Source organism: Variovorax sp. GW821-FHT09A10 (assembly GCF_059418385.1).
This window is the reverse complement of record NZ_JBWKPT010000003.1, coordinates 641400-662747: the sequence shown is the minus strand read 5'-3', so window position 1 is coordinate 662747 and position 21348 is coordinate 641400. Positions and strand designations below refer to the sequence as shown.

The window sequence follows — 21348 nt, the reverse complement described above, 5'->3', positions numbered from 1 at the left end:
GCGCCATGGACGCTTCGCGTGCGACCGGGGACGACGAGGTGCTGCAGCGGCTGCAGGCCCTGGGCCTTGTCCTGCCCGAACCGCCATCGCCGCTGGGTGCCTACCGCGCAGTGATCGAGGCGGCGGGCCTGCTGCATGTCTCCATGCAGGGGCCCGTGGTCGCGGGGCATCCGCTGCCGCGCGGGCTGCTCGGCGCCGAGCTGACGCTGGAAGAAGGCCGCCAGGCGGCCCGGCTGGCGGTGCTCAATGCGCTGGCCCAGGTGCGCCTGCACCTGGGCGGTTTTCAACGGGTGCGGCAGATCGTGCGGCTCGAAGGCCATGTCGCCTGCGTGCAGTCGTTCACCCAGCACCCGCAGGTGCTCGACGGCGCCTCCGAATTGCTGGCCAGCCTGTTCGACACGCGCGCGGGCCATGCGCGGTCGGTGTGCGGGGTGCGCAACCTGCCGGGCAACCTGCCGGTGGCCGTGACCCTGACCCTTGAAGTGGAACCCTCACGTCGCTGAGGTTGCCGACACCGCTGACGCCGCCCCGGTGTTCGGCGGTGCTCATCCCCCCACGCCTCACTCATTGAAGCGGTGCCGAGCGGCCCGTCGCCGACGTGTTCAGTTCGCTGAGCATGTGCACCAGGCGCGCCGTCGAGCGCGTGCCGAGCTTCTCGCGGATGCTGCGCAGCTGGTGGTCGATCGTGGAGAGCGATCGGTCCAGCTGGCGCGCGATTTCCTTGTAGCTCAGGCCGCCGGCCGCCAGCTTCGCCACCTTCAGCTTCGCCACCTTCAGCTCCGCCGGCGTCAGCGCCGCGAGGTTCGCCGTGTTGTCCATGGCGCCCGCCCGCTCGCTCTGCGCCTGCGCGAACCGATGGGCGGCGCTCAGCAGCGGGCCCAGCGCGGTGCGGGCCAGGCCCGGCAACTCGTCGCACACGGCGTGCTTCCAGCGCGGGGCCCTGTGGTGCCAGTCGGCGCAGATCATGCCCACCGGCCGGTCTTCGTCGTGCACGGGAACCGCCAGCTTCGAGGCCGTGCCGGCCTGCAGCAGCGTGGCGCGCAACTCCTGCGTGAAGCTGCGCTCCTGCGACACGTCGATGATGGGGGCGATGCCGCTGCCGCTCCAGACGGCGCGGATGCCCGGGTTGGCGGCGCTGAAGCGCAGGCCGATCACCGCAGGCAGTGGTTGCGACGGGCGCTGCACCTCGGCCGCGACCACGTAGTCATGCAGGCGGCCGCTGGCGTCGACATAGCCGCCGAAGCCGGCGTCGACGCGGTCGGCGTCGAGCGTGTCGCGCAGCCATTGCACCGAGATGCGCCAGCAGGCCTGCGGGTCGTCCAGGTACAGCAGCAGCTGCGCGGCCAGCTCGCGGCCCGGTCGCCAGGTGATCGCGCGCTCGCCTTCGAACAGGCGCCGCCGGAGCTGGCGTTGAAGCACAAGGATGTCGTGGTCTTCGAGCATGGGGGCCGGGCTGCAGTGCGGAGGTCGAATGCTACGGCCGGGCGTCCCCGGACGGAAGGGGCCTGCGTCCGATGGCACGCCGGAGTGGACCCGCGACGCTGCCGCCGTTCAGGCGAGCGTCGGCCCTGCGACCGTCACGCCGCACCGCTGGCCGTCAGCGGGTCGTAGTCCGGCGAGCGCAGCAGCTCGTGCAGCTGGCGCCGGCGCACGCCCATGTTGCCGCCGTCGAACAGCGGGAGCACCAGGGCGTCTTGCAGCATGCCGGCCAGCGGCAGGTCGTGGTCGTAGCTGTCGATGCCCACCACGCGCATCAGGTCGGTGATCACGCGCACCGCGGTCTCGGAGCCGTAGATCTTGGCCTGCAGCGCCAGCTCCAGTGCCGCGGGCGATTGCGTGTCCAGCGCGTGGCACGCGCGCCAGTTGAGGTAGCGCGAGGCTTCGATGGCGGTCTTGGCATCGGCCAGCGCATACCCGACGGCCTGGTGCTCGATGATCGGCAGGGCGCCGCTGCGGCATTGGGTCTTGGCAAAGTGCAAGGAGAAATCGAAGGCCCCCTGCATCAGGGCCGTGCCGAACACGCCGACCAGCGCCGCCGTCGCCGAGAAGCTGGCGGCCACCAGGCCCTTGCCGCTGCCCACCGGGCCCAGCACGTTGGCCTGCGCGGTGCGCACGCCCTCGAGGCGAAAGCGGGGCGTGAGGTGCGCGCGATGGCCCATCGAATCGTGGTAGCGCTCCACCACGATGCCGCCCTCGGGCCGCGGCACGACCAGCACCGACAGCCCGCTGTCGGGCGGCGCGTCGGGGTCGGTGCGGCACACCACGCACAGCAGGTCGGCGCCTTGCTCGTCCCATCCGGTTGCGCTCGAAATCCACTGCTTGGTGCCGTCGATGACCCACTGCCCGCCCTCGAGCCGGGCGCGCGTGCGCGTGCCTTCGCCAGGGGCTGCACTATCGAAGTTGGCGCTGCCGCCGGGCTCGCTGTTGCACAGGGCGGCCAATGGCGCACCGGAGCCTTCCAGGAATGGCCCGAGAAAGGCCTTCTGCTGCTCGGGCGAACCGCCGATCGTCACGGGCAGCAGGCCCAGCAGCGTGGCGAACATCGTGAGCGACACGTTGGGATCGACGCGATAGAACTCTTCGGCCACCACGGCCATGTCCAGCATGCCCGTGCCTTCGCCGCCGAACGGCATCGGGATGATGCGCCGCAGGAACCCGGCCTTCACCAGCTTCTCGTAGAACGGACGCGTGGCGACGAAGCGCGCCAGCGGCGTGGGCAGGTGGCGCGTGGCCGGAGCGACTTCGGTCAGTACGCTGCGCGCGAAACGGCGAGCCGACAGTTGCAACTCGCGCTGCGCGGGGGTGAGGGTGAAGTCGATCGGCATGGTGTCTCCGTTGTAGGTCTGTCCGGCTCGCGGCCCCAGGGTCGCAGGGCGGATGCGCCGGGTCGGCGGAATTGTCTGCCGGGGTCGGCCGCACCGCCTTCGCGAACATTCGCGATGCCGGCGGGCGCGTCAGGCCCTGTCTGAGGAGATGCGTGTCAGTGCGGACACGCGTGTGCATTCGCGCGGAGCCCGGCCACACAGCCCTCACACGAACCATTGAAGTTCGATCAACGGCGGCGAAGCACGCCCCCGCATCGCCCAGCGTGGCGCCGGGCCCGACGTCAGGAGCGCTTGGCGGAGGCGCCGTGCAGCGTGCCGTGCACGTGCCCCGCGTGCTGGCCGAAGGTCTCGGGCGAGAGTGCGGCGGTGTCCAGCTCCTGCAGGATGCCGCAGGCGCTCGCCGATTCGGGGCCGCCGCACTGCAGGCGCAGCGCCTTCAGCTGCTTTTCGAGCGTCTTCAGCTCGGCGATGCGCGAGGCCACGTGGCCGATGTGGTCGTCCAGCAGCTGGTTCACCTCGCCGCAGTCCTCCTGCGGCGCATCGCGGAATTTCAGCAGGCTGCGGATCTCGTCGAGCGTCATGTCCAGCGAGCGGCAGCGGCGGATGAAGCCCAGGCGCTGCGTGTGCTCGTCGTCGTAGATGCGGTAGTTGCCGTCGGTGCGCGCGGGCGCGGGCAGCAGCTGCTCGCGCTCGTAGTACCGGATGGTTTCGACCGGCGTGTTCGTGGCCTTGGCCAGGTCACCGATTTTCATGATGCGGCATCTCAAGGAAGTGGCAATCAACGGTTGACTCTACACCTGCTTCAGGGTTTCCAATGAAGGCATGACGAATCAGACCACCCTGAATCAGCCGGTGCCGCGTGCAGCGCCGCATGACCACGACCATGACCACGGACACAGCCATGGACATGACCATGGGCACGACCATTCGCACGATCACGCCCCCGCCGCGCCGGCAACGGCCTGCTGCGGCAGCGCGGTGTGCGGCAGTACGCCGGCATCGGCCGAGCCGGCCGACCTGCCGAAGGGCGCGGTCCTGTTTCGCATCCCCACCATGGACTGCGCGGTGGAAGAGTCCGAGATCCGCCGCGCCCTGGAGCCCGTCGCGGGCGTGAAGGGCCTGCGCTTCCGTTTGGGCGAACGCACGCTGGCCCTCACCACCGAAGACGGCGCGCTGCCCGCCGCGCTCGACGCCATCCGCCAGGCTGGCTTCAAGCCCGAGCCGGTGACCACCACGGGTGCACAGAAGATGGAGCCCGCGCGCTTCGCCGGCATGTCGACCGGCCTGGCGCGCCTCGTGGCCGCGCTGGTGCTGGCCATCGCGGCCGAGACCGTGTCCTTCCTCGCGCTCGACGGCGTGGGCTTCATGGCCGCCGAGATGGGGCTCGCGCTCGCGGCCATCGCGCTGGCCGGCCTGGACACTTACAAGAAGGGCTTCGCCGCGCTGGTGCGCGGGCGCCTCAACATCAATGCGCTGATGGCCGTCGCCGTCACGGGTGCCTTCATCATCGGCCAGTGGCCCGAGGCGGCGATGGTGATGGCGCTGTACGCCATCGCCGAGCTCATCGAAGCCCGCGCCGTCGACCGCGCGCGCAACGCCATCCAGAGCCTGCTCGCGCTCGCGCCCGAACAGGCCGAGGTGCGGCAGCCCGACGGCAGCTGGCAGACCGTGCGCGCCGACGCGGTGGCACTCGATGCCGTGGCCCGCATCCGCCCCGGCGAGCGCGTGCCGCTGGACGGCGTGGTGCTCGAAGGCACCAGCGCCATCGACCAGGCGCCGGTCACGGGCGAGAGCATCCCGGTCGACAAGGCCGCGGGCGATGCGGTGTTTGCCGGCACCATCAACCAGACCGGCGCGCTGGTGTTCCGCGTGACGGCCGTGGCCGCCAACACCACGCTCGCGCGCATCATCCACGCGGTCGAAGAGGCGCAGGGTTCGCGCGCCCCCACGCAGCGCTTCGTCGACAAGTTCGCCGCCATCTACACGCCCACCGTCTTCGTGCTGGCGCTGGGCATCGCGGTGCTCACGCCGTGGCTGCTGGACTGGACCTGGGTGCAGGCCATCTACAAGGCGCTGGTGCTGCTGGTCATCGCCTGCCCGTGCGCGCTGGTCATCTCCACGCCCGTGACGGTCGTGAGCGCGCTGGCCTCGGCCGCGCGGCGCGGCATCCTGATCAAGGGCGGCACCTACCTCGAAGAGGCGCGCAAGCTCAAGGCCGTGGCGCTCGACAAGACCGGCACCATCACCGAAGGCAAGCCCAAGCTGGTCGAGTCGGTGCTGATCGACAAGGCTGCGGGCGATGAAGGCGCGGTGTACGCGCTGGCCGCCAACATCGCGGGCCGTTCCGACCACCCGGTGTCGAAGGCCATCGCCCAAGGCCTGGGTGGGGCGGTCGAAGAAGTCGGTGACTTCACCGCGCTGCCCGGCCGCGGCGTGCAGGCCACGCACGCGGGCCAGAGCTACGTGCTGGGCAACCACCGGCTGATCGAAGAGCGCGGCCTGTGCTCGCCGGAACTCGAAGCCGAACTCAAGCGGCACGAGGAAGCCGGCCGCACCGTGACGCTGCTGGCATCTGAAAAGTCGGTGCTGGCGCTGTTCGCAGTGGCCGACACCATCAAGCCCTCGTCGCAAGCCGCCGTGGCCGAGTTGCGCGCGCTGGGCGTGACGCCCGTGATGCTCACCGGCGACAACACCGCCACCGCGAAGACCATCGGCGCGCACGCCGGCATCGACGACGTGCGCGGCAACCTGCTGCCCGAAGAAAAGCTCGATGCCATCCAGGCGATGCAGCAACGCTACGGCGCCGTCGCGATGACCGGCGACGGCATCAACGACGCCCCGGCACTGGCCAAGGCCGACATCGGCTTCGCCATGGGCGGCGCCGGCACCGACACCGCGATGGAAGCGGCCGACGTGGTCATCATGAACGACGACCTGCGCCGCATCCCCGAGACCATCCGCCTGTCGCGCCGCTCGCACGCGGTGCTGTGGCAGAACATCACCCTCGCACTCGGCATCAAGGGCGTGTTCTTCGTGCTCGCGGTGTTCGGCAGCGCGACCATGTGGATGGCGGTGTTTGCCGACATGGGGGCGAGCCTGCTGGTGGTGGCGAACGGGTTGCGGCTGATGCGCATGCCCAAGGAGTGAGTTCGGGCGGGGCTTGAGAGCCCCCGGGGGGCGCGTGCGGCACCGGCGGCGATGGCACTAACATCGGCCGTTGTTCCCGCTTTCACCGCGACCCCGCCCATGTCCGTCACCACCCTCCTGCTGCAACTCGTCGTCATCCTCACCACCGCACGCCTGTGCGGCTGGGTGCTGCGCCATGTGGGGCAGCCGAGCGTGGTGGGCGAGATGGCGGCGGGGTTGATGCTCGGGCCGGCGGTCATGGGGCTGCTCTTTCCGTCGCTGCATGTGCAGCTGTTCGCCAAGGAGTCGCTGCAGGGGCTGTCGTCGCTGGCGACGGTGGGGCTCGTGTTGTTCATGTTCGTGGTCGGGCTGGAGCTGCGCGCCACGCGCAACATGCGTGCGCAGCTCAAGGCGGCCGGGGCGGTGGGCGTGCTGAGCGTGGCGGTGCCGGTGGTGCTGGGCATCGCGATCTCGCCGATGCTGCATCCCACGCTCGCACCGGCCGGCGTGGGCTTCTGGCCCTTTGCGCTGTTCATGGCGGCGGCGCTGTCGATCACGGCGTTTCCGGTGATGGCGCGCATCCTGAAAGACCGCGGCATGACGCGCACGCCCTTCGGCCAGCTCTCGCTGAGCGCGGCGGCGGTGGTCGACGTGTTCGCGTGGATCCTGCTGGCTTTCGTGGTCGCGACCATCGGCGCAGGCGAGGGCTATGCCGGCCTGCTCAAGACTTCGGTCGGCGTGGTGGTGCTGCTGGCCTTCCTGTTCTTCGGCCTGAAGCCGGCCTTTGCGTGGCTGCTGCGCGTGAAGGCGCCCGACGGCGAGCCGTCGACCACGCTGATGGCCTCGCTCATGATCGGCCTCTTGCTGTGCGCACTGCTGACCGAATGGCTGCACCTGCACGCGGTGTTCGGCGCCTTCCTGTTCGGTGCCTGCCTGCCGCGCGACGACCGCCTGCTGCGCTCGCTGAGCGAGCGCATCGAGCCCATTTCCATCGTCGTGCTGATGCCGCTGTTCTTCGCGCTCGCGGGGCTGGGCACCACGGCCAACGCGTTCTCGGGCGCGAGCCTGGGCGCGATGCTGCTGATCGTGGGCGTGGCCACCGTGGGCAAGATCGCGGGCGGCGCGGCGGGCGCGCGCATCGCCGGCTACAGCTGGCGCGACAGCCTGGCCACCGGCTCGCTGATGAACGCGCGCGGGCTCATGGAACTCATCGTCATGAAGATCGGCCTCGATGTCGGCCTGATCGGCCCCGAGCTGTTCACCATGCTGCTGGTGATGGCGCTGGCCACCACCGCGATGACCGGGCCGCTGATGACGCTGTGCATCGGCCGCAAGGCCCGGTCCGCCGAGACGGCGCACGCCGAGTCCTGAGCCCGCACTTCAGCCGTTGCGGCGCACGCTGAAGCCGATGCGCGTCTCGCCGTTCTGGCTCGACGCGAACACCTCGCCGCCGTGCATGCGCGCGATCGCTTCGACGATCGACAGGCCCAGCCCGTGGTGGCGCGTGGAGCTTTCGCGCGCCTGGGCTGCGCGGTAGAAGCGCTCGAACAGGCGCGGCAATGCCTCGGGATCGATCGGCGCGCCGCGGTTGACCACGGCGATGGTGTTGTGTTCTCCGCCGGGGCCCGCCGCAATCTCGATGCGCACGGTCGAGGCCGGCTCGGCAAAGCGGATCGCGTTGCCCAGCAGGTTGAAGAGGGCGCGCCGGATCAGCCCCGCGTCCGCCTCCGCCACGGCCTCGCCGTGCACTTCGGCGCGCAGGCCGGCCTCGTCGAGCATGGCGTCGTAGAAGTCGATCACGTCGCGCGCCTGGTCCGCCAGATTCACGGGCGCCTTCGAGCGCGCCGAGGTGCCTCGGTCGGCCTTCGAAAGAAACAGCATGTCGGTCACGATGCCCGACAGCCGTCCCATCTCTTCAAGGTTGGAGGCCAGCACGCTTTGCAGCTCCTCGTTGCTGCGCGGGCGCGTCAATGCCACCTCGGTGGAACCCAACAGGTTGGCCAGCGGCGTGCGCAACTCGTGCGCCACGTCGGCGTTGAACGACTCCAGCTGCACATAGGCGCGCTGCACCCGCGCCAGCAGCGCGTTGAACTGCGTGATCCAGGGGCGCAGTTCTTCCGCGAAGGCGCCGGGGTCGATGGACTGGTGGACGTGGTCGGGCGTGATGGCCGCGGTGCGCTCGGCCAGCGCCTTCAGCGGTCGCAGCCCGCGTCGCACGAGCCATGTACCGGTGAGCGACACCAGCGCCGTGCCGAGCACCACCGCGCCCAGCAGCGTCCAGGCCAGCCTTTCGAGCAGCCGGGTGTCTTGTGCGATGTTCACGCCGACTTGCACCGACAGGTTGGTGTGGAAGTCGCCGTTCTGCCAGGGCACGACGATGGCGCGCCGCAGCCAGCGGCCCTGCGGCGGGGGTGTCGATTGGAAGAGCTCGTGGCCCGCGTTCGCGATCGACAGGGTCACGTCGTCCTGCATCGAGAAGAAGTCGTCGAGCTTGTGGCGCAGAAAGACGAGGTCGCCGCCTTTCTCGGCCTCCTTGAGCAGGTGCTCGACGAGCACCGTCTTCTGGTCGAGCGCGTCGCGCTGCTTGGCGCCGAAGCTCCAGGCCGTGACGAAGTAGATCGCCAGGCAGATGATGCTCAGGCCGAACAGCGTCTGCGCGGCAAACCAGAACGAGAGCCGGCTCTGGATCGAATGCGGCTTCGGGCTCATGCCCAGGAGCGGTCCTCGAGTACGTAGCCCATGCCGCGCACGGTGTGCAGCAGCTTCACATCGAAGGGGTCGTCGATCTTGCTGCGCAGGCGGCGGATGGCCACCTCGACCACGTTGGTGTCGCTGTCGAAGTTCATGTCCCACACCTGCTCGGCGAGCGTGGAGCGCGACAGGATCTGCCCGCGCCGGCGCAGCAGAACCACCAGCAGCGTGAACTCCTTGGCCGTGAGGTCCAGCCGTGTGCGGTTGCGCATGCACTTGCGGCTGACGAGGTCGAGTTCCAGGTCGGCCAGGCGCAGCACCGTGGGCTCCTGCGTCTTGCCGCGTCGCAGCAGCGCCTGCACGCGCGCCAGCAGCTCCGAGAAGGAGAAGGGCTTCACCAGGTAGTCGTCGGCGCCTTGCTGCAGGCCCTGCACGCGGTCTTCGACCTTGTCGCGCGCGGTGAGCACCAGCACGGGCACGTTCTTCGTGCGCCGAATGGCCTGCAGCACGGCGAAGCCGTCGATGCCGGGCAGCATCACATCGAGCAGCACCAGCGCGTACTCGCCCTCGGTGGCGAGGTAGCGGCCTTCGATGCCATCGCGGGCGATGTCGACGACGTAGCCGTTCTCCTCCAGCCCTTTTTTGAGGTAGTCGCCCAGTTTGGGCTCATCTTCGATGACAAGAATTCGCATGGTACGGATCGTACCCAAGGCCTCTCGATAGGCTGGTTACGATTTAGTAATCCTATTGAAGGACAAAGCGCCGACACGCTGTCATACAGTGGGCCGGGCCCTCGGTTTGCAGGGCCTTTCTCGGTCGGCGCGTCACGCCCCGTCGATATACTTTTGTCAACAATGCGCCGCTGGCTCCTCATTTTCCTGCTGTTTCTCCTGCCTTTCCAGTACAGCTGGGCGGTGTCGGCAGCCTATTGCCTGCACGAAGGCGACAAGGGAAGCGGCCACTGGGGCCACCACGAGGACGAGCCGCGTGGCACCGACCGCACCCACGCGGGCGACGGCGCCAAGAAGGACAGCACCCGCCAGCCCAATGCGGCGGTCGGCCATTGCATCGTTGCCCACTTCGGGCAGGCCCAGCATGCGGACACCGCCGCCGCGCTGCCGGCCCAGGCACCCGTGGCTTCGCAGCCGCTGCGCGCCGCTTCCACCGAACGCTTCGCTTCGCACATCGCCGAAGTGCCGGTGCGCCCCGACTGGTTGCTCGCCGCCTGATTCGGCGAGAGCACAGCACCTTTTCTTTTTTCTGATCCCACCGATCCGCTGAGCGCTTTTCGCCGAATTCGTCCGTCCGTTGTTTCGCAACCCAGGAGAATTCGATGCGCACGCTTTTCGTGCCGCTGGCCGTGTTGGCCTTGGCGGTACCCCCGGCCTTTTCACAGCAGACCCCGCAGGCGGCCGGTCCCTCGTCGTCCCTGTCGGCACCCGCCCGCACGCTGGAGCCCGAAGGCCCGCTGACCCTGCGCACCGCCGTGGCGCTGGCGCTGCAGGCCAACCCGGGCCTGTCGGCCGCACGCCATGAGCAGGCCGCCGCCGACGGCGCCGTGGTGCAGGCCGGCGCCTGGCCCAACCCCACGCTGGACACGCAGCTGGAAGACCTGCGCCGCAACAACCGCACGACCACGCTGCAGCTGAGCCAGCCCCTCGAGCTGGGCGGCAAGCGCGCCGCGCGCGTCACGGCGGCCGAGCGTGCGCGCGACCAGGCGGCGTCGGCGCTGTCGGCGCGGCGCGCCGAACTGCGCGCCGCGGCCGTCACCGCTTTCTTCGACGTGCTGACCGCGCAGGAGCGCCTGCGCCTGGCGCAAGACTCGGTGGGGCTCGCGCAGATCGCCACCCGCGCCGCGGCCAACCGCGTGGCGGCCGGCAAGGTGTCGCCGCTCGAAGAAACCAAGGCGCGCGTGGCCGAGGCCGGCATCCGCGTCGAACTGCTGCAGGCCGAAGGCACGCTGCGCGCGTCGCGCCAGCTGCTGGCCGCGCTGTGGGGCAACCCGGCACCGCGCTTCACGCAGGTGGACGGCGCGGTCGACCAGCTGCCCACCCAGGCCGCCGCGCCCGAGGTGGCGCGCCGCCTGCCCGATGCGCCCGTGCTGCGCCAGGCCCGGCTCGAGGTCGAGCGCCGCCGCGCGCTCAGCGACCTGGAGCAGGCCAAGCGCATTCCCGACGTGACCGTGTCGCTCGGCGTCAAGCGCGTGCCCGCGTCCGAAGGCGAGGGCGGCGAGGCCGTGAGCAGCAGCCGGCGCAACCAGGTGGTGGTGGGCCTGTCGGTGCCACTGCCGATCTTCGACACCAACCGCGGCAACATCGCCGAAGCACTGAGCCGCGAAGACAAGGCGCGCGACGAGCTCGCCGCCGCCGAGCTGCAACTGGGCGCCGACGTGGCCCAGGCCAGCGAGCGCCTGCGCTCCGCGCGCGCCACGGCCGAGACGCTGCAGCGCGACGCACTGCCCGGCGCCGAGACCGCCTACCGCGCCGCCACCAAGGGCTTCGAGCTCGGCAAGTTCAGCTTTCTCGAAGCGCTCGACGCGCAGCGCACGCTGTTCCAGGTGCGCAACCAGTACCTCGTCGCGCTGGCCGAGGCGCACCGCGCGGCCGGCGAGCTCGACCGCCTGCTGGGCACCGAGGGCGACGACATCGCCTCGAACGTGACGCCGAACCTCACGCCAGTCGCGCGCTGAAGAAGAACACCGAACCGATTCCGACCATGACCACACCACACAACCGCACCACGTCCGCCGGCCGCAAGCAGTGGATCGCCATTGCCGCCGTCCTGCTCGCCGGCCTCATCACCGGCGCGCTCATCCTGCGCACCGCGCCGTCCAAGCCCGAGGCGGGCGGGCACTCGGAGTCCGCCGGCCATGCCGACGGCGAGCACCACGAGGAAGACAAGAGCCACGCCAAGGGCAAGGAAGACGACCACGGCCATTCGCACGACGAAGGCCATGGCGACAAGGAGCACCACGCGGAAGAGGGCAAGGATGCCGGCAAGGACGCGGGCAAGGAAACGCCCGCATCGGCAGAACCCCAGAAGGCCACCGCCAACGCCCACAAGGAAGACGAAGAAAAGATCCCCTTCACCGACGAGCAGGTCAAGGCCGCCGGCATCGCGATCGACAGCGTCGGCCCGGCGCGCATCAAGACGTCGCTGCAGCTGCCCGGCGAGATCAAGTTCAACGAAGACCGCACGGCCCACGTGGTGCCGCGCGTGGCGGGCGTGGTCGACAGCGTGTCGGCCAACCTGGGCCAGGAAGTCAAGCGCGGCCAGGTGCTGGCCGTGATCTCCAGCCCCGCGCTCTCGGAGCAGCGCAGCGAGCTGCAGACCGCGCAGCGCCGGCTGGCACTGGCGCGCACCACGCACGACCGCGAGAAGAAGCTGTGGGAAGAAAAGATCTCGCCGCAGCAAGACTTCCTGCAGGCCGAGCAGGCCATGCAGGAGGCGCAGATCGCCGTGGCCAACGCCAACCAGAAGTTGCTGGCGCTGGGCGCCACGCCCGGCTCGTCGGCGCTGGGCCGCTACGAGCTGCGCGCACCCTTCGACGGCATGGTCGTCGAGAAGCACATCTCGCTGGGCGAGTCGGTGGGCGAGGCGGTCAATGTGTTCACCATTTCCGATCTGTCGACCGTGTGGGCCGAGATCAGCGTGCCCGCCAGCAGCCTGAATCTCGTGCGCGTCGGCGAGGCCGTGACCATCCGCGCCGGTTCCTTCGAGCAGGCCGCGCGCGGCACCGTGTCGTACGTGGGCTCGCTGCTGGGCGCGCAGACGCGCACCGCCACCGCGCGCGTCACGCTCACCAACCCGCAGCGCACCTGGCGCCCGGGCCTGTTCGTGAACGTGGAGCTGGTGGCATCGGAGGCCGATGCGCCTGTCACCGTGTCGGCCGAAGCCGTGCAGACCGTGGACGACCAACCCACCGTGTTCCTGCGCGTGCCGGGCGGCTTTGTGCCGCAGCACGTGAAGACCGGCCGCAGCGACGGCCAGCGCATCGAGATCGTGGGCGGCCTGAAGCCCGGCGCGGCCTATGCGGCCAGTGGCAGCTTCGTCGTGAAGTCGCAGCAGGGCAAGAGCTCGGCCACGCACACCCACTGAGGACGACCGCATGTTCGAACGCATCATCCGCTTCTCCATCGAGCAGCGTTGGCTGATCCTGCTGGCCGTGCTCGGCATGGCGGCGCTCGGCGTCTTCAGCTACCAGAAGCTGCCCATCGACGCCGTGCCCGACATCACCAACGTGCAGGTGCAGATCAACACGTCCGCGCCCGGCTACTCGCCGCTCGAAGCCGAGCAGCGCGTCACGTACCCCATCGAGACCGTCATGGCCGGCCTGCCGGGCCTGCAGCAGACGCGCTCGCTGTCGCGCTACGGCCTGTCGCAGGTCACGGTGATCTTCAAGGACGGCACCGACATCTACTTTGCGCGCCAGCTCGTCAACGAGCGCATCCAGTCGGCGCGCGAGAGCATGCCGCCCGGCGTGTCGCCGGTGATCGGCCCCATTTCGACCGGCCTGGGCGAGATCTACCTGTGGACCGTCGAGACCGAAGAGGGCGCCAAGAAGGCCGATGGCAAGCCCTACACGCCGACCGACCTGCGAGAGATTCAAGACTGGATCATCAAGCCGCAGCTGCGCAACGTGCCCGGCGTGACCGAAATCAACTCCATCGGCGGCTACGCCAAGGAGTTCCAGATCGCGCCCGACCCCGCCAAGTTGCTGGCGCACGGCCTCACGATGACCGACCTGGTCACCGCGCTGGAGCGCAACAACGCCAACGTGGGCGCGGGCTACATCGAGAAGCGCGGCGAGCAGTACCTCATTCGCGCGCCCGGGCAGGTGAAGTCGGTGGAAGACATCGGCAACGTGATTCTGGGCAACGCCGGCGGCATTCCGCTGCGCGTGTCCGACGTGGCCGAGGTCGGCATCGGCCAGGAGCTGCGCACCGGTGCCGCCACCGACAACGGCCGCGAGGTGGTGCTGGGCACCGTGTTCATGCTCATCGGCGAGAACAGCCGTACCGTCTCGCAGGCGGTCGACAAGAAGATGCAGGAGATCAACCGCACGCTGCCCGCGGGCGTGAAAGCTGTGACGGTGTACGACCGCACCGTGCTGGTCGACAAGGCCATCGCCACCGTGAAGAAGAACCTCTTCGAGGGCGCGGTGCTGGTGGTGGCGATCCTGTTCCTGTTTTTGGGCAACATCCGCGCGGCCATCATCACCGCGACGGTGATCCCGCTGTCGATGCTCTTCACCTTCACCGGCATGGTGAACCAGAAGGTCAGCGCCAACCTCATGAGCCTGGGCGCGCTCGACTTCGGCATCATCATCGACGGCGCCGTGGTGATCGTGGAGAACTGCGTGCGGCGCCTGGCGCATGCGCAGGAGAAACACGGCAGGGCGCTCACGCGCAGCGAGCGTTTCCATGAAGTGTTCGCGGCCTCGCAGGAGGCGCGCCGGCCGCTGCTGTTCGGCCAGCTCATCATCATGATCGTGTACCTGCCGATCTTTGCGCTCACCGGCGTCGAGGGCAAGCTGTTCCACCCGATGGCCTTCACCGTGGTGATTGCGCTGCTGGGCGCGATGATTTTGTCGATCACCTTCATCCCGGCCGCCGTGGCGCTGTTCATCGGCAACAAGGTCGGCGAGAAGGAAAACCGCCTCATGCTGTGGGCCAAGCGCGGCTACGCGCCGCTGCTGTCGCGCGCGATGAATGCCAAGCCGCTGGTCATCACCACGGCCGTGGTGGCGGTGGTGCTGTCGGGCCTGCTGGCCACGCGCCTGGGCACCGAGTTCGTGCCCAGCCTGAGCGAGGGCGACTTCGCCATCCAGGCGCTGCGCATTCCGGGCACCAGCCTCACGCAGTCGGTCGAGATGCAAAAGCAGCTCGAGCGCACGCTGAAAGACAAGTTCCCCGAGATCGAGCGCGTGTTTGCGCGCACCGGCACGGCCGAGATCGCGTCCGACCCGATGCCGCCGAACATCTCCGACGGCTACATCATGCTCAAGCCCGAGAGCGAATGGCCCAAGCCGAAGCGCACGCGGCCCGAGCTGCTGGCCGCCGTGCAGGAAGAGGTCGAGAAGCTGCCGGGCAACAACTACGAGTTCTCGCAACCGATCCAGCTGCGCTTCAACGAGCTGATCTCGGGCGTGCGCAGCGACGTGGCCGTGAAGATCTTCGGCGACGACATGGACGTGCTCAACCAGACCGCCGCGCAGGTGTCGAACGCGCTGGGCAAGGTGCCCGGCGCCGCCGAGGTGAAGGTGGAGCAGACCACCGGCCTGCCGATGCTCACCGTGAACATCGACCGCCAGAAGACCGCGCGCTACGGCCTGAACGTGGGCGACGTGCAGGACGCCATCTCGACCGCCGTGGGCGGGCGCGAGGCCGGCACGCTGTTCGACGGCGACCGCCGCTTCGACATCCTCGTGCGCCTGCCCGAGACCTTGCGCACCGACCTGGACGCCATCCGCCGGCTGCCGATCGCGCTGCCGAAGGGCGTGGGAGGCGCGGGCGGCGAAGGCCTGCGCACCAGCTTCATCCCGCTGGGCGAGGTGGCCACGCTCGACCTGGCGCCCGGCCCCAACCAGGTCAGCCGCGAAGACGGCAAGCGCCGCATCGTGGTGAGTGCCAACGTGCGCGGGCGCGACCTCGGCTCCTTCGTGGCCGAGGCCGAAGAGGCCATGCGCGCGGTGCGCATTCCGCCGGGCTACTGGACCGTGTGGGGCGGCCAGTACGAGAACCTGGCCTCGGCCACGCAACGCCTGCAGGTGGTGGTGCCCGTGTCGCTGCTGCTGGTGTTCACGCTGCTGTTCGCCATGTTCGGCAACCTGAAGGACGGGCTGCTGGTGTTCACCGGCATTCCGTTTGCGCTCACGGGCGGCATCGTCGCGCTGTGGATGCGCGGCATTCCGCTGTCGATCTCGGCGGCCGTGGGCTTCATTGCGCTGTCGGGCGTGGCCGTGCTCAACGGGCTGGTGATGATCTCGTTCATCCGCAACCTGCGCGAAGGCGGCCTGCCGCTGGACGCGGCCATCCGCGAAGGCGCGCTCACGCGGCTGCGCCCCGTGCTCATGACCGCGCTGGTCGCCTCGCTGGGCTTCGTGCCCATGGCCATCGCCACCGGCACGGGCGCCGAAGTGCAGCGCCCGCTGGCCACCGTGGTCATCGGCGGTATCCTGTCGTCGACCGCGCTGACGCTGCTGGTGTTGCCGCTGCTGTACCGCATCGCGCACCGGCGCGATGAGGACGAGGCCGAAGTGGCTGATGCAGAGCTGAGTCATGGCGCGCCCCTTGATCCCGCACTGCGAGGTTCCCATGGCCCATGAGCATTCACACGCGGTAGGTGGTAACGAGAAGGCGCTGCGCTGGGCGCTGGCGCTGACCTCGACCTACCTCGTCGCCGAGGTGATCGGCGGGCTGGTGTCGGGCAGCCTGGCGCTGCTGTCCGACGCGGCCCACATGGCCACCGACACCGTGGCGCTGGCCATCTCGCTGGCCGCCATCTGGCTGGGCAAACGGCCGGCGGACAAGCGCCGCACCTTCGGCTACTACCGCTTCGAGATCCTGGCGGCCGTGGTCAATGCGGTGCTGCTGTTCTTCGTGGCGATCTACGTGCTCTACGAGGCGTACCGGCGCATCTCGCAGCCGGCCGAGATCCAGTCGACCATGATGCTGCTCGTGGCCATCGGCGGCCTGGTGGTCAACCTCATCGGCATGCGCCTGCTGGCCAGCGGCAAGGACGAGAGCCTCAACGTGAAGGGCGCCTACCTGGAAGTGTGGGCCGACATGCTCGGCTCCGTCGGCGTGATCGTGGGCGCGCTCGTCATCCGTTTCACAGGCTGGGCCTGGGTCGACTCGGTGATCGCCGTCGCCATCGGCCTGTGGGTGCTGCCGCGCACCTGGCGCCTCTTGCGCGAGAGCCTCAACGTGCTGCTCGAAGGCGTGCCCGACGAGATCGACCTGCCCGAGGTCGAGCGCGCGCTGCAGGCCCAGCCGGGCGTGGCCGGCCTGCACGACCTGCATGTGTGGGCGCTCTCCAGCGGCAAGGTGAGCCTGAGCGTGCACGTGGTGTGCACGCCCGACGTGGTCGACCTGGCACCGCTGATGCTGCAGCTGCGCGGCCTGCTGGCCGAGAAATTCGACATCCATCACTCGACCGTGCAGGTGGAGCGGGTGCCTTGCGAGCAGGCGGGGGAGGGACATGGGTTCGGGCCTGCGGTGACGGCGGGCTGACGCCAGGGCGGGCACAACAAAAAAACGCGACAGTCGCACGGGGCAACTGTCGCGTCGGGGGCGGCGCCGATGGGGCGCCGCGTGGCCTGTCTGCAGGCTTAGAGGATGGTCACGTGGACCTTGTCCTCGACCAGCAGCTCGGCGGTGCCGGCGAGGTTGGTGTAGACGCTGTACGTCACGCCGCCGACGGTGGCTGCATTGCCCAAGGTCCAGCTGTCGTTGCCGCCGAGCAGGTTCACGTCACCATTGGCGCCGTTCACCAGCATCTGCACCTTGCCGTCGGCCGTCACCATGTCGCGCATGCCGCCAGCGAGCACGTCGCTGGCGTGCAGGGCCAGCGTGTTACCGCCTGCGCCCAGGTCGAATTTCTCGATGCCTTGGATCTTCAGGCCGAAGGCCGTCAGGTCGATGTGCATCGCCTTGCCGTCCATCACGAGGGTGTCGATGCCCAAGCCGCCTTCAACGCGCGCGAAGTCGCCGCTGTTGATGCGGATCGTGTCATCGCCCGAGCCGCCATGGACCATGTCTCCCGTGCCGACGTTCATGAAGGTGTCGTTGCCGGCGCCGCCGCTCAGGCGATCCGCGAAACCGAGCTTGGCGATGATCGTGTCGTCGCCGTGGGTGTAGCCCTGGGTCGAGTGGCTCAGCACCTCGTCGTCGGGGAGGGCGCCCACCACGGCATCCGACGGCGCTTCGAACGTGCCGATCGCACCGACCAGCGTCGAATTGGTGACCTTGACGACCACGCCCTGCTGCACCAGCAGCTCGGCGCCGAGCGACGAGTGCTGGTAGCCGTCGTACACGATGCCGCCCAGCGTGACCAAGCCGACCTTCTTCACCCAGTCGCCCTGGTCGATGCCGCCGGCGAGCAGGTCGCTCAGGTTCAGGGTGTCGTCGGCATTGCCCTTGACCATCATCTGCACGCGGCTCTTGTCGCCCTTGTAGAACAGGTCGACGCCGCCGTTGTTCAGCACCTCGGCCAGTGACAGGGTCAGCGTGTTGTAGTAGTTGCCCGTGGTCGGGCGATGCGCTGTCGAAAACGCCGTTGTTCGAAGAAGCAGCGTCGGCCGCCGCGTCTTTTCTTGTCAGGAGCAGCGCGCCGGCATCGGCTGTTTGTCCCGGTGCAAGTTCGACGGTCTCACCGGCATCGAAGTCTTCCCGGTCGGTGTCCGACCGGATCACCATGTAGAGCGAATGATGGCCCGTTGCGCTGACCACCGCCGCGGCCAGGTTCAGCGAAACGTCGCCCACCGCAATGGTGGCCTGGCCTGCCGCCATGTCTGCCGCCGTCAACAGGTAGTCCACGTTCTGGTTGCCGTTGAGCAGGTGAATCCGGTCGCCCGGCGACACCGCGGCCTTGTCGAAGCTCACGGTCACTTGCCCGTTGCCCAGTGCGACCGCAGTGGGCGCGTGGGGCGTGGCGGTGTCCAGGGTCACCGCCTGCGAGCTCACCGGTCCCACGTTGCCGGCCAGGTCCACCACGCGCGTCTGCACGGTCCAGTCGCCCGCATGGCTGTGGTCGTCCTGGGCGCTCCATTGCGTGCCGCTCACGAAGGCGGTCTTCCAGGTCTGGCCACCGTCGGTGGACACCTGCAAGGTCTCGCCGGCCGCCAGTGATGCGCTCAGGCGGCCCGTCATCAGGCGCCCCGCGCTGCCGTCGTTGGTGGCGTGGTCGTCGGCGTTCATGCCGCTGTCCTTGCCGATGCCCGAGACGGTGCTGGTCTGCGTGGGCGCCACGGTGTCGACCTCGAAGTGCCAGCCGTTGCTCGCGTCGCCGGTCTGGCCCACCGGGCCGGTGGCCGTGGCGGTGATGTGGTGCGCACCCTCGCTCAGGTTGTCCTTGGGGGTGAACTCCCAGGTGCCGTCGGCGCGGGTCTGGGTGGTGCCCAGGACGGTGGTGCCATCGTGGAACGTCACGGTATGGCCGGGCTGGGCCGTGCCGTGCAGGGTCGGCCGGGCGTCGTTGGTGACCTCGCCCGGGGCCAGCATGTGGGGCATGCCCACGTCGTCGTAGACGTGCTCGATCACCGGGGGCGCCGGCTTGCTGGTGTCGACGGTCACCTGGTAGCGCCCCGTCGGCGCCGTCTCGTTGCCCGCCACGTCCTTCTCCACGAGCGTGAAGGTGTTCAGGCCCGCGGCCAGCGGCGATATGACCTGCAGCGACCACTGGCCGTTGTCGCCGACCACTGCTTCGCCCAGCGCATGGGTGCCGGTGCTGTCCCGGACCATCACCGTGACGGTGTGGCCGGGTTGGCCGGTGCTCGTGCCGGTGAGCAGCGGGCGTGCGTCATCGGTGGTCTTGCCGGTGGCCACGTTGCCGGTGATGCCGCCCACGGTATCGAGGACGCCGGTGATGGACAGCTTGCTCGCGTCGGGCGGCGTGACGTCGATCTCGAAATGGAACGGGCCTGAAGGTTCGCTCTCGTCGCCGGCGGGGTCGCGCGCCACGATGGTGATGGCGTGATGGCCTTCGCTCATGTCGGTGGACGGTGTGAAGGTCCATTGGCCGTCTTCATCCACGACGGTCTCGCCGATCTCGACGCCGTGGTCCCTGATGAGGATGGTGTCGCCTGGCGTGCCCCGGCCCTGGAACTCGGGTTGGCGGTCGTCGGTGACGCCGCCGGAGGCGAGGGTGCCCATGAGGTCGCCTGCGTCGTCGATGACGCTGTCCATGGTGGGCGGCGGTGGCGCGAAGGGCCGTGCGCCTGCTGTCTGATCGATGCTCGGGCTGTGGTCGATGAAGACGTTTGCCTTGTTGGATGCCATGCAGTTCCTATGCTCTGAAAAGGGGAAGAAAGATCGGATCGGGCGGCGAATTCACGCTGCTCGATCCGGCGGCCCGGGCGTCAGGAACTCTAGGAAGAACAGGGGAGCGGAACCATCGGACGGGTCCGATAAAAGCCGGGGCGCGCGATGCGCACGCGAGCGCGCCCCTCGCGCATCGGCGAAGCAAGATGTGTCTTCGGTGGTGAATGCCGCCGCGCGAGAACCGGCGGCAGGCAGGCCCGTGGGGCCTGCGCCTCAGCGTGCGGCGCGAACGGCCGACTTCGGCCGGAACGCCTTGCAGACCGTGTCGTCGGTCTCGAGGTACGGCCCGCCGATCAGGTCGATGCAGTAGGGCACGGCGGCGAAGATGCCGGGCACGCGCTGTGTGCCGTCGGCGTCCTTCAGCCCTTCGAGCGTCTCGGCGATCGACTTGGGCTGGCCCGGCAGGTTGATGATGAGGCTCTGGTCGCGGATGACCGCCACCTGCCGCGAGAGGATGGCGGTCGGCACGAAGCGCAGGCTGATCTGGCGCATCTGTTCGCCGAAGCCGGGCATTTCCTTGTGGGCCACGGCCAGCGTGGCCTCGGGCGTGACGTCACGCAGCGCGGGGCCGGTGCCGCCGGTGGTGAGCACCAGCGAGCAGCCGGCATCGACCAGCTCGATGAGCGTGGCGCTGATGCGCGCAGTCTCGTCGGGGATCAGGCGGGCTTCGAACTCAAGCGGGTTTTTCAGCGCCCGGCCCAGCCACTCCTTGAGCGCGGGCAGGCCCTTGTCCTCGTAGGTGCCGCTGGAGGCGCGGTCGCTGATGGAGACGATGCCGATGCGAACAGTGTCAGGTGCGCTCATGGTTTTCTTGCGCCTTCCCCCTCTGGGGGAAGGTGGGGATGGGGGCGGGCAGAGCGCCCGATGGATACGCCGCTGGCCCCCACCCCAACCCTCCCCCGGGAGGGGGGGAGAAAGACAGGGGCCGCGGGCTCATGCGTCTTCTTCGCGGTCCTGCGCCGCAGCCGCTTCGGCGTGGTCGTCGCCGCCATGCACCGCCAGCTGCGCGCGCACGAGCTGGAAGATCTCGCGGTAGGCCTTGCCCTGGCGCGGTGCTTCGCCGGCGGGGCCGGACTTCAGGTCCTTGCGGGCCTGGCGCACGAGGGCGCGCAGCTGCTGGGAGTCGGTGGCGGGGTGGGTTTCGATCCAGCCGCCGAGGGCGTCGTCGTCGGCGATCAGGCGTTCGCGCCAGCGTTCGGCCTCGTGCAGCGCGGCGGCTTCGGCGGCCGGCACGGTGTTCTGCTCGGTCAGCGCCTGCTTCACGGCCTCGAGCACCTCGGGGTCGAGGGCGCGCATGAGCTTGCCGATGAACTGCATCTGGCGGCGCTTGCCCTCGAAATTGGTGATGCGTTTCGCCTCGGCGATGGCATCGACCAGTTTCTCGCTCAGCGGGAGGGCGTCGAACAGGCCGGCACGCAGGGTGAGCAATTCTTCGCCCAGTTTCTGCAGTTCGGCGCTCTCGCGCTTGAGTTCGGTGCGGCTGGCTTCGTCGGTGCCGCCCTTGAGCTCGCGCTTGAGCTCCAGGTCGAGTTCGCTGCCTTCGGCAACGAAGTGGCCACGGACGAAATAGCCTTTTTTGGGTTTGCGGGACATGGGGTGGATTCTGGGCTGCGCCGTGCGGCGCTGCAACGCGCACAGGGGGCGCGGAAGGGAAAACGTGAAAC

At 69.2% G+C, this 21348-nt stretch carries 17 protein-coding genes; 8 read left to right on the top strand and 9 right to left on the bottom strand.

The features are described 5' to 3' along the window. The first annotated feature begins 5 nt into the window (after positions 1 to 5). A complete protein-coding gene (locus AC07Q9_RS16295) occupies positions 6 to 503 on the top strand; it encodes a RidA family protein (RefSeq protein WP_495310726.1) in 498 nt (165 codons plus the stop codon). 61 nt (positions 504 to 564) lie between these two features. Here AC07Q9_RS16295 and AC07Q9_RS16290 read toward each other — a convergent pair whose 3' ends face one another. The 3 genes from AC07Q9_RS16290 to cadR all read right to left on the bottom strand — a co-directional run bounded on the left by AC07Q9_RS16290 (position 565) and on the right by cadR (position 3577). After that, a complete protein-coding gene (locus AC07Q9_RS16290; RefSeq protein WP_495310724.1) occupies positions 565 to 1443 on the bottom strand; it encodes a LuxR C-terminal-related transcriptional regulator in 879 nt (292 codons plus the stop codon). Between the two features lie 134 nt (positions 1444 to 1577). Continuing rightward, complete coding sequence (locus tag AC07Q9_RS16285) at positions 1578 to 2825, bottom strand: acyl-CoA dehydrogenase family protein (RefSeq protein WP_495310723.1); 1248 nt, start codon at positions 2823 to 2825, stop codon at positions 1578 to 1580. Positions 2826 to 3106: 281 nt separating this feature from the next. Further along, entirely contained in the window at positions 3107 to 3577 is a 471-nt protein-coding gene (cadR, locus tag AC07Q9_RS16280) for a Cd(II)/Pb(II)-responsive transcriptional regulator (RefSeq protein ID WP_489058803.1), read from the bottom strand. Positions 3578 to 3647: 70 nt separating this feature from the next. Here cadR and AC07Q9_RS16275 point away from each other — a divergent pair, with 70 nt between their 5' ends. Together AC07Q9_RS16275 and AC07Q9_RS16270 are read left to right on the top strand one after the other, a co-directional pair. Next, positions 3648 to 5972, top strand: coding sequence for a heavy metal translocating P-type ATPase (locus AC07Q9_RS16275; protein WP_495310722.1), 2325 nt, complete (start codon positions 3648 to 3650; stop codon positions 5970 to 5972). 99 nt (positions 5973 to 6071) lie between these two features. Beyond that, positions 6072 to 7322 carry a cation:proton antiporter gene (locus AC07Q9_RS16270; RefSeq protein WP_489058801.1) on the top strand — a complete coding sequence of 417 codons (1251 nt, stop codon included), beginning with the start codon at positions 6072 to 6074 and terminating at the stop codon, positions 7320 to 7322. A 9-nt stretch (positions 7323 to 7331) separates the two neighbouring features. Here the strand turns inward: AC07Q9_RS16270 and AC07Q9_RS16265 are convergent, their stop codons facing one another. Both AC07Q9_RS16265 and AC07Q9_RS16260 read right to left on the bottom strand, forming a co-directional pair. Then, entirely contained in the window at positions 7332 to 8660 is a 1329-nt protein-coding gene (locus AC07Q9_RS16265; RefSeq protein ID WP_495300904.1) for a heavy metal sensor histidine kinase, read from the bottom strand. Continuing rightward, positions 8657 to 9334, bottom strand: coding sequence for a heavy metal response regulator transcription factor (locus AC07Q9_RS16260; RefSeq protein WP_489058799.1), 678 nt, complete (start codon positions 9332 to 9334; stop codon positions 8657 to 8659). Before AC07Q9_RS16260 ends, AC07Q9_RS16265 begins: the two co-directional genes overlap by 4 nt. 162 nt (positions 9335 to 9496) lie before the next feature. Here AC07Q9_RS16260 and AC07Q9_RS16255 point away from each other — a divergent pair, with 162 nt between their 5' ends. The 5 genes from AC07Q9_RS16255 to AC07Q9_RS16235 all read left to right on the top strand — a co-directional run bounded on the left by AC07Q9_RS16255 (position 9497) and on the right by AC07Q9_RS16235 (position 16876). Then, positions 9497 to 9871, top strand: a complete 375-nt coding sequence (locus tag AC07Q9_RS16255) for a hypothetical protein (RefSeq protein WP_159276051.1) — start codon at positions 9497 to 9499, stop codon at positions 9869 to 9871. A gap of 104 nt (positions 9872 to 9975) precedes the next feature. Beyond that, a complete protein-coding gene (locus AC07Q9_RS16250; RefSeq protein WP_495310721.1) occupies positions 9976 to 11331 on the top strand; it encodes a TolC family protein in 1356 nt (451 codons plus the stop codon). 26 nt (positions 11332 to 11357) lie between these two features. Next, complete coding sequence (locus AC07Q9_RS16245; protein WP_495310720.1) at positions 11358 to 12740, top strand: efflux RND transporter periplasmic adaptor subunit; 1383 nt, start codon at positions 11358 to 11360, stop codon at positions 12738 to 12740. A gap of 10 nt (positions 12741 to 12750) precedes the next feature. Then, positions 12751 to 15969 (top strand): CusA/CzcA family heavy metal efflux RND transporter, encoded by a 3219-nt coding sequence (locus AC07Q9_RS16240; RefSeq protein ID WP_495310718.1) that lies wholly within the window; start codon positions 12751 to 12753, stop codon positions 15967 to 15969. Beyond that, on the top strand, positions 15959 to 16876 hold the full coding sequence (locus AC07Q9_RS16235) for a cation diffusion facilitator family transporter (protein ID WP_495310809.1): 918 nt from the start codon (positions 15959 to 15961) through the stop codon (positions 16874 to 16876). Before AC07Q9_RS16240 ends, AC07Q9_RS16235 begins: the two co-directional genes overlap by 11 nt. A 98-nt stretch (positions 16877 to 16974) precedes the next feature. On the opposite strand, the gene AC07Q9_RS16230 is transcribed toward AC07Q9_RS16235, so the two are convergent. From AC07Q9_RS16230 to yjgA, 4 genes are all read right to left on the bottom strand, one after another. Then, positions 16975 to 17421 carry a hypothetical protein gene (locus tag AC07Q9_RS16230; RefSeq protein WP_495310717.1) on the bottom strand — a complete coding sequence of 149 codons (447 nt, stop codon included), beginning with the start codon at positions 17419 to 17421 and terminating at the stop codon, positions 16975 to 16977. Next, on the bottom strand, positions 17375 to 19642 hold the full coding sequence (locus AC07Q9_RS16225) for an Ig-like domain-containing protein (protein WP_495310715.1): 2268 nt from the start codon (positions 19640 to 19642) through the stop codon (positions 17375 to 17377). Before AC07Q9_RS16225 ends, AC07Q9_RS16230 begins: the two co-directional genes overlap by 47 nt. A 255-nt stretch (positions 19643 to 19897) precedes the next feature. After that, positions 19898 to 20488, bottom strand: coding sequence for a molybdopterin adenylyltransferase (gene mog / locus AC07Q9_RS16220; protein ID WP_495310713.1), 591 nt, complete (start codon positions 20486 to 20488; stop codon positions 19898 to 19900). A 129-nt stretch (positions 20489 to 20617) separates the two neighbouring features. Beyond that, complete coding sequence (yjgA, locus tag AC07Q9_RS16215) at positions 20618 to 21277, bottom strand: ribosome biogenesis factor YjgA (protein WP_062476481.1); 660 nt, start codon at positions 21275 to 21277, stop codon at positions 20618 to 20620. Positions 21278 to 21348 lie beyond the last annotated feature (71 nt).

Bases quoted from the DNA above. Each gene is read 5' to 3' on its own strand.
- AC07Q9_RS16295 (WP_495310726.1), top strand. From the start codon at position 6: ATGGACGCTTCGCGTGCGACCGGGGACGACGAGGTGCTGCAGCGGCTG.
- AC07Q9_RS16290 (WP_495310724.1), bottom strand. From the start codon at position 1,443: ATGCTCGAAGACCACGACATCCTTGTGCTTCAACGCCAGCTCCGGCGG.
- AC07Q9_RS16285 (WP_495310723.1), bottom strand. From the start codon at position 2,825: ATGCCGATCGACTTCACCCTCACCCCCGCGCAGCGCGAGTTGCAACTG.
- cadR (WP_489058803.1), bottom strand. From the start codon at position 3,577: ATGAAAATCGGTGACCTGGCCAAGGCCACGAACACGCCGGTCGAAACC.
- AC07Q9_RS16275 (WP_495310722.1), top strand. From the start codon at position 3,648: ATGACGAATCAGACCACCCTGAATCAGCCGGTGCCGCGTGCAGCGCCG.
- AC07Q9_RS16270 (WP_489058801.1), top strand. From the start codon at position 6,072: ATGTCCGTCACCACCCTCCTGCTGCAACTCGTCGTCATCCTCACCACC.
- AC07Q9_RS16265 (WP_495300904.1), bottom strand. From the start codon at position 8,660: ATGAGCCCGAAGCCGCATTCGATCCAGAGCCGGCTCTCGTTCTGGTTT.
- AC07Q9_RS16260 (WP_489058799.1), bottom strand. From the start codon at position 9,334: ATGCGAATTCTTGTCATCGAAGATGAGCCCAAACTGGGCGACTACCTC.
- AC07Q9_RS16255 (WP_159276051.1), top strand. From the start codon at position 9,497: ATGCGCCGCTGGCTCCTCATTTTCCTGCTGTTTCTCCTGCCTTTCCAG.
- AC07Q9_RS16250 (WP_495310721.1), top strand. From the start codon at position 9,976: ATGCGCACGCTTTTCGTGCCGCTGGCCGTGTTGGCCTTGGCGGTACCC.
- AC07Q9_RS16245 (WP_495310720.1), top strand. From the start codon at position 11,358: ATGACCACACCACACAACCGCACCACGTCCGCCGGCCGCAAGCAGTGG.
- AC07Q9_RS16240 (WP_495310718.1), top strand. From the start codon at position 12,751: ATGTTCGAACGCATCATCCGCTTCTCCATCGAGCAGCGTTGGCTGATC.
- AC07Q9_RS16235 (WP_495310809.1), top strand. From the start codon at position 15,959: ATGGCCCATGAGCATTCACACGCGGTAGGTGGTAACGAGAAGGCGCTG.
- AC07Q9_RS16230 (WP_495310717.1), bottom strand. From the start codon at position 17,421: ATGAACGTCGGCACGGGAGACATGGTCCATGGCGGCTCGGGCGATGAC.
- AC07Q9_RS16225 (WP_495310715.1), bottom strand. From the start codon at position 19,642: ATGGCATCCAACAAGGCAAACGTCTTCATCGACCACAGCCCGAGCATC.
- mog (WP_495310713.1), bottom strand. From the start codon at position 20,488: ATGAGCGCACCTGACACTGTTCGCATCGGCATCGTCTCCATCAGCGAC.
- yjgA (WP_062476481.1), bottom strand. From the start codon at position 21,277: ATGTCCCGCAAACCCAAAAAAGGCTATTTCGTCCGTGGCCACTTCGTT.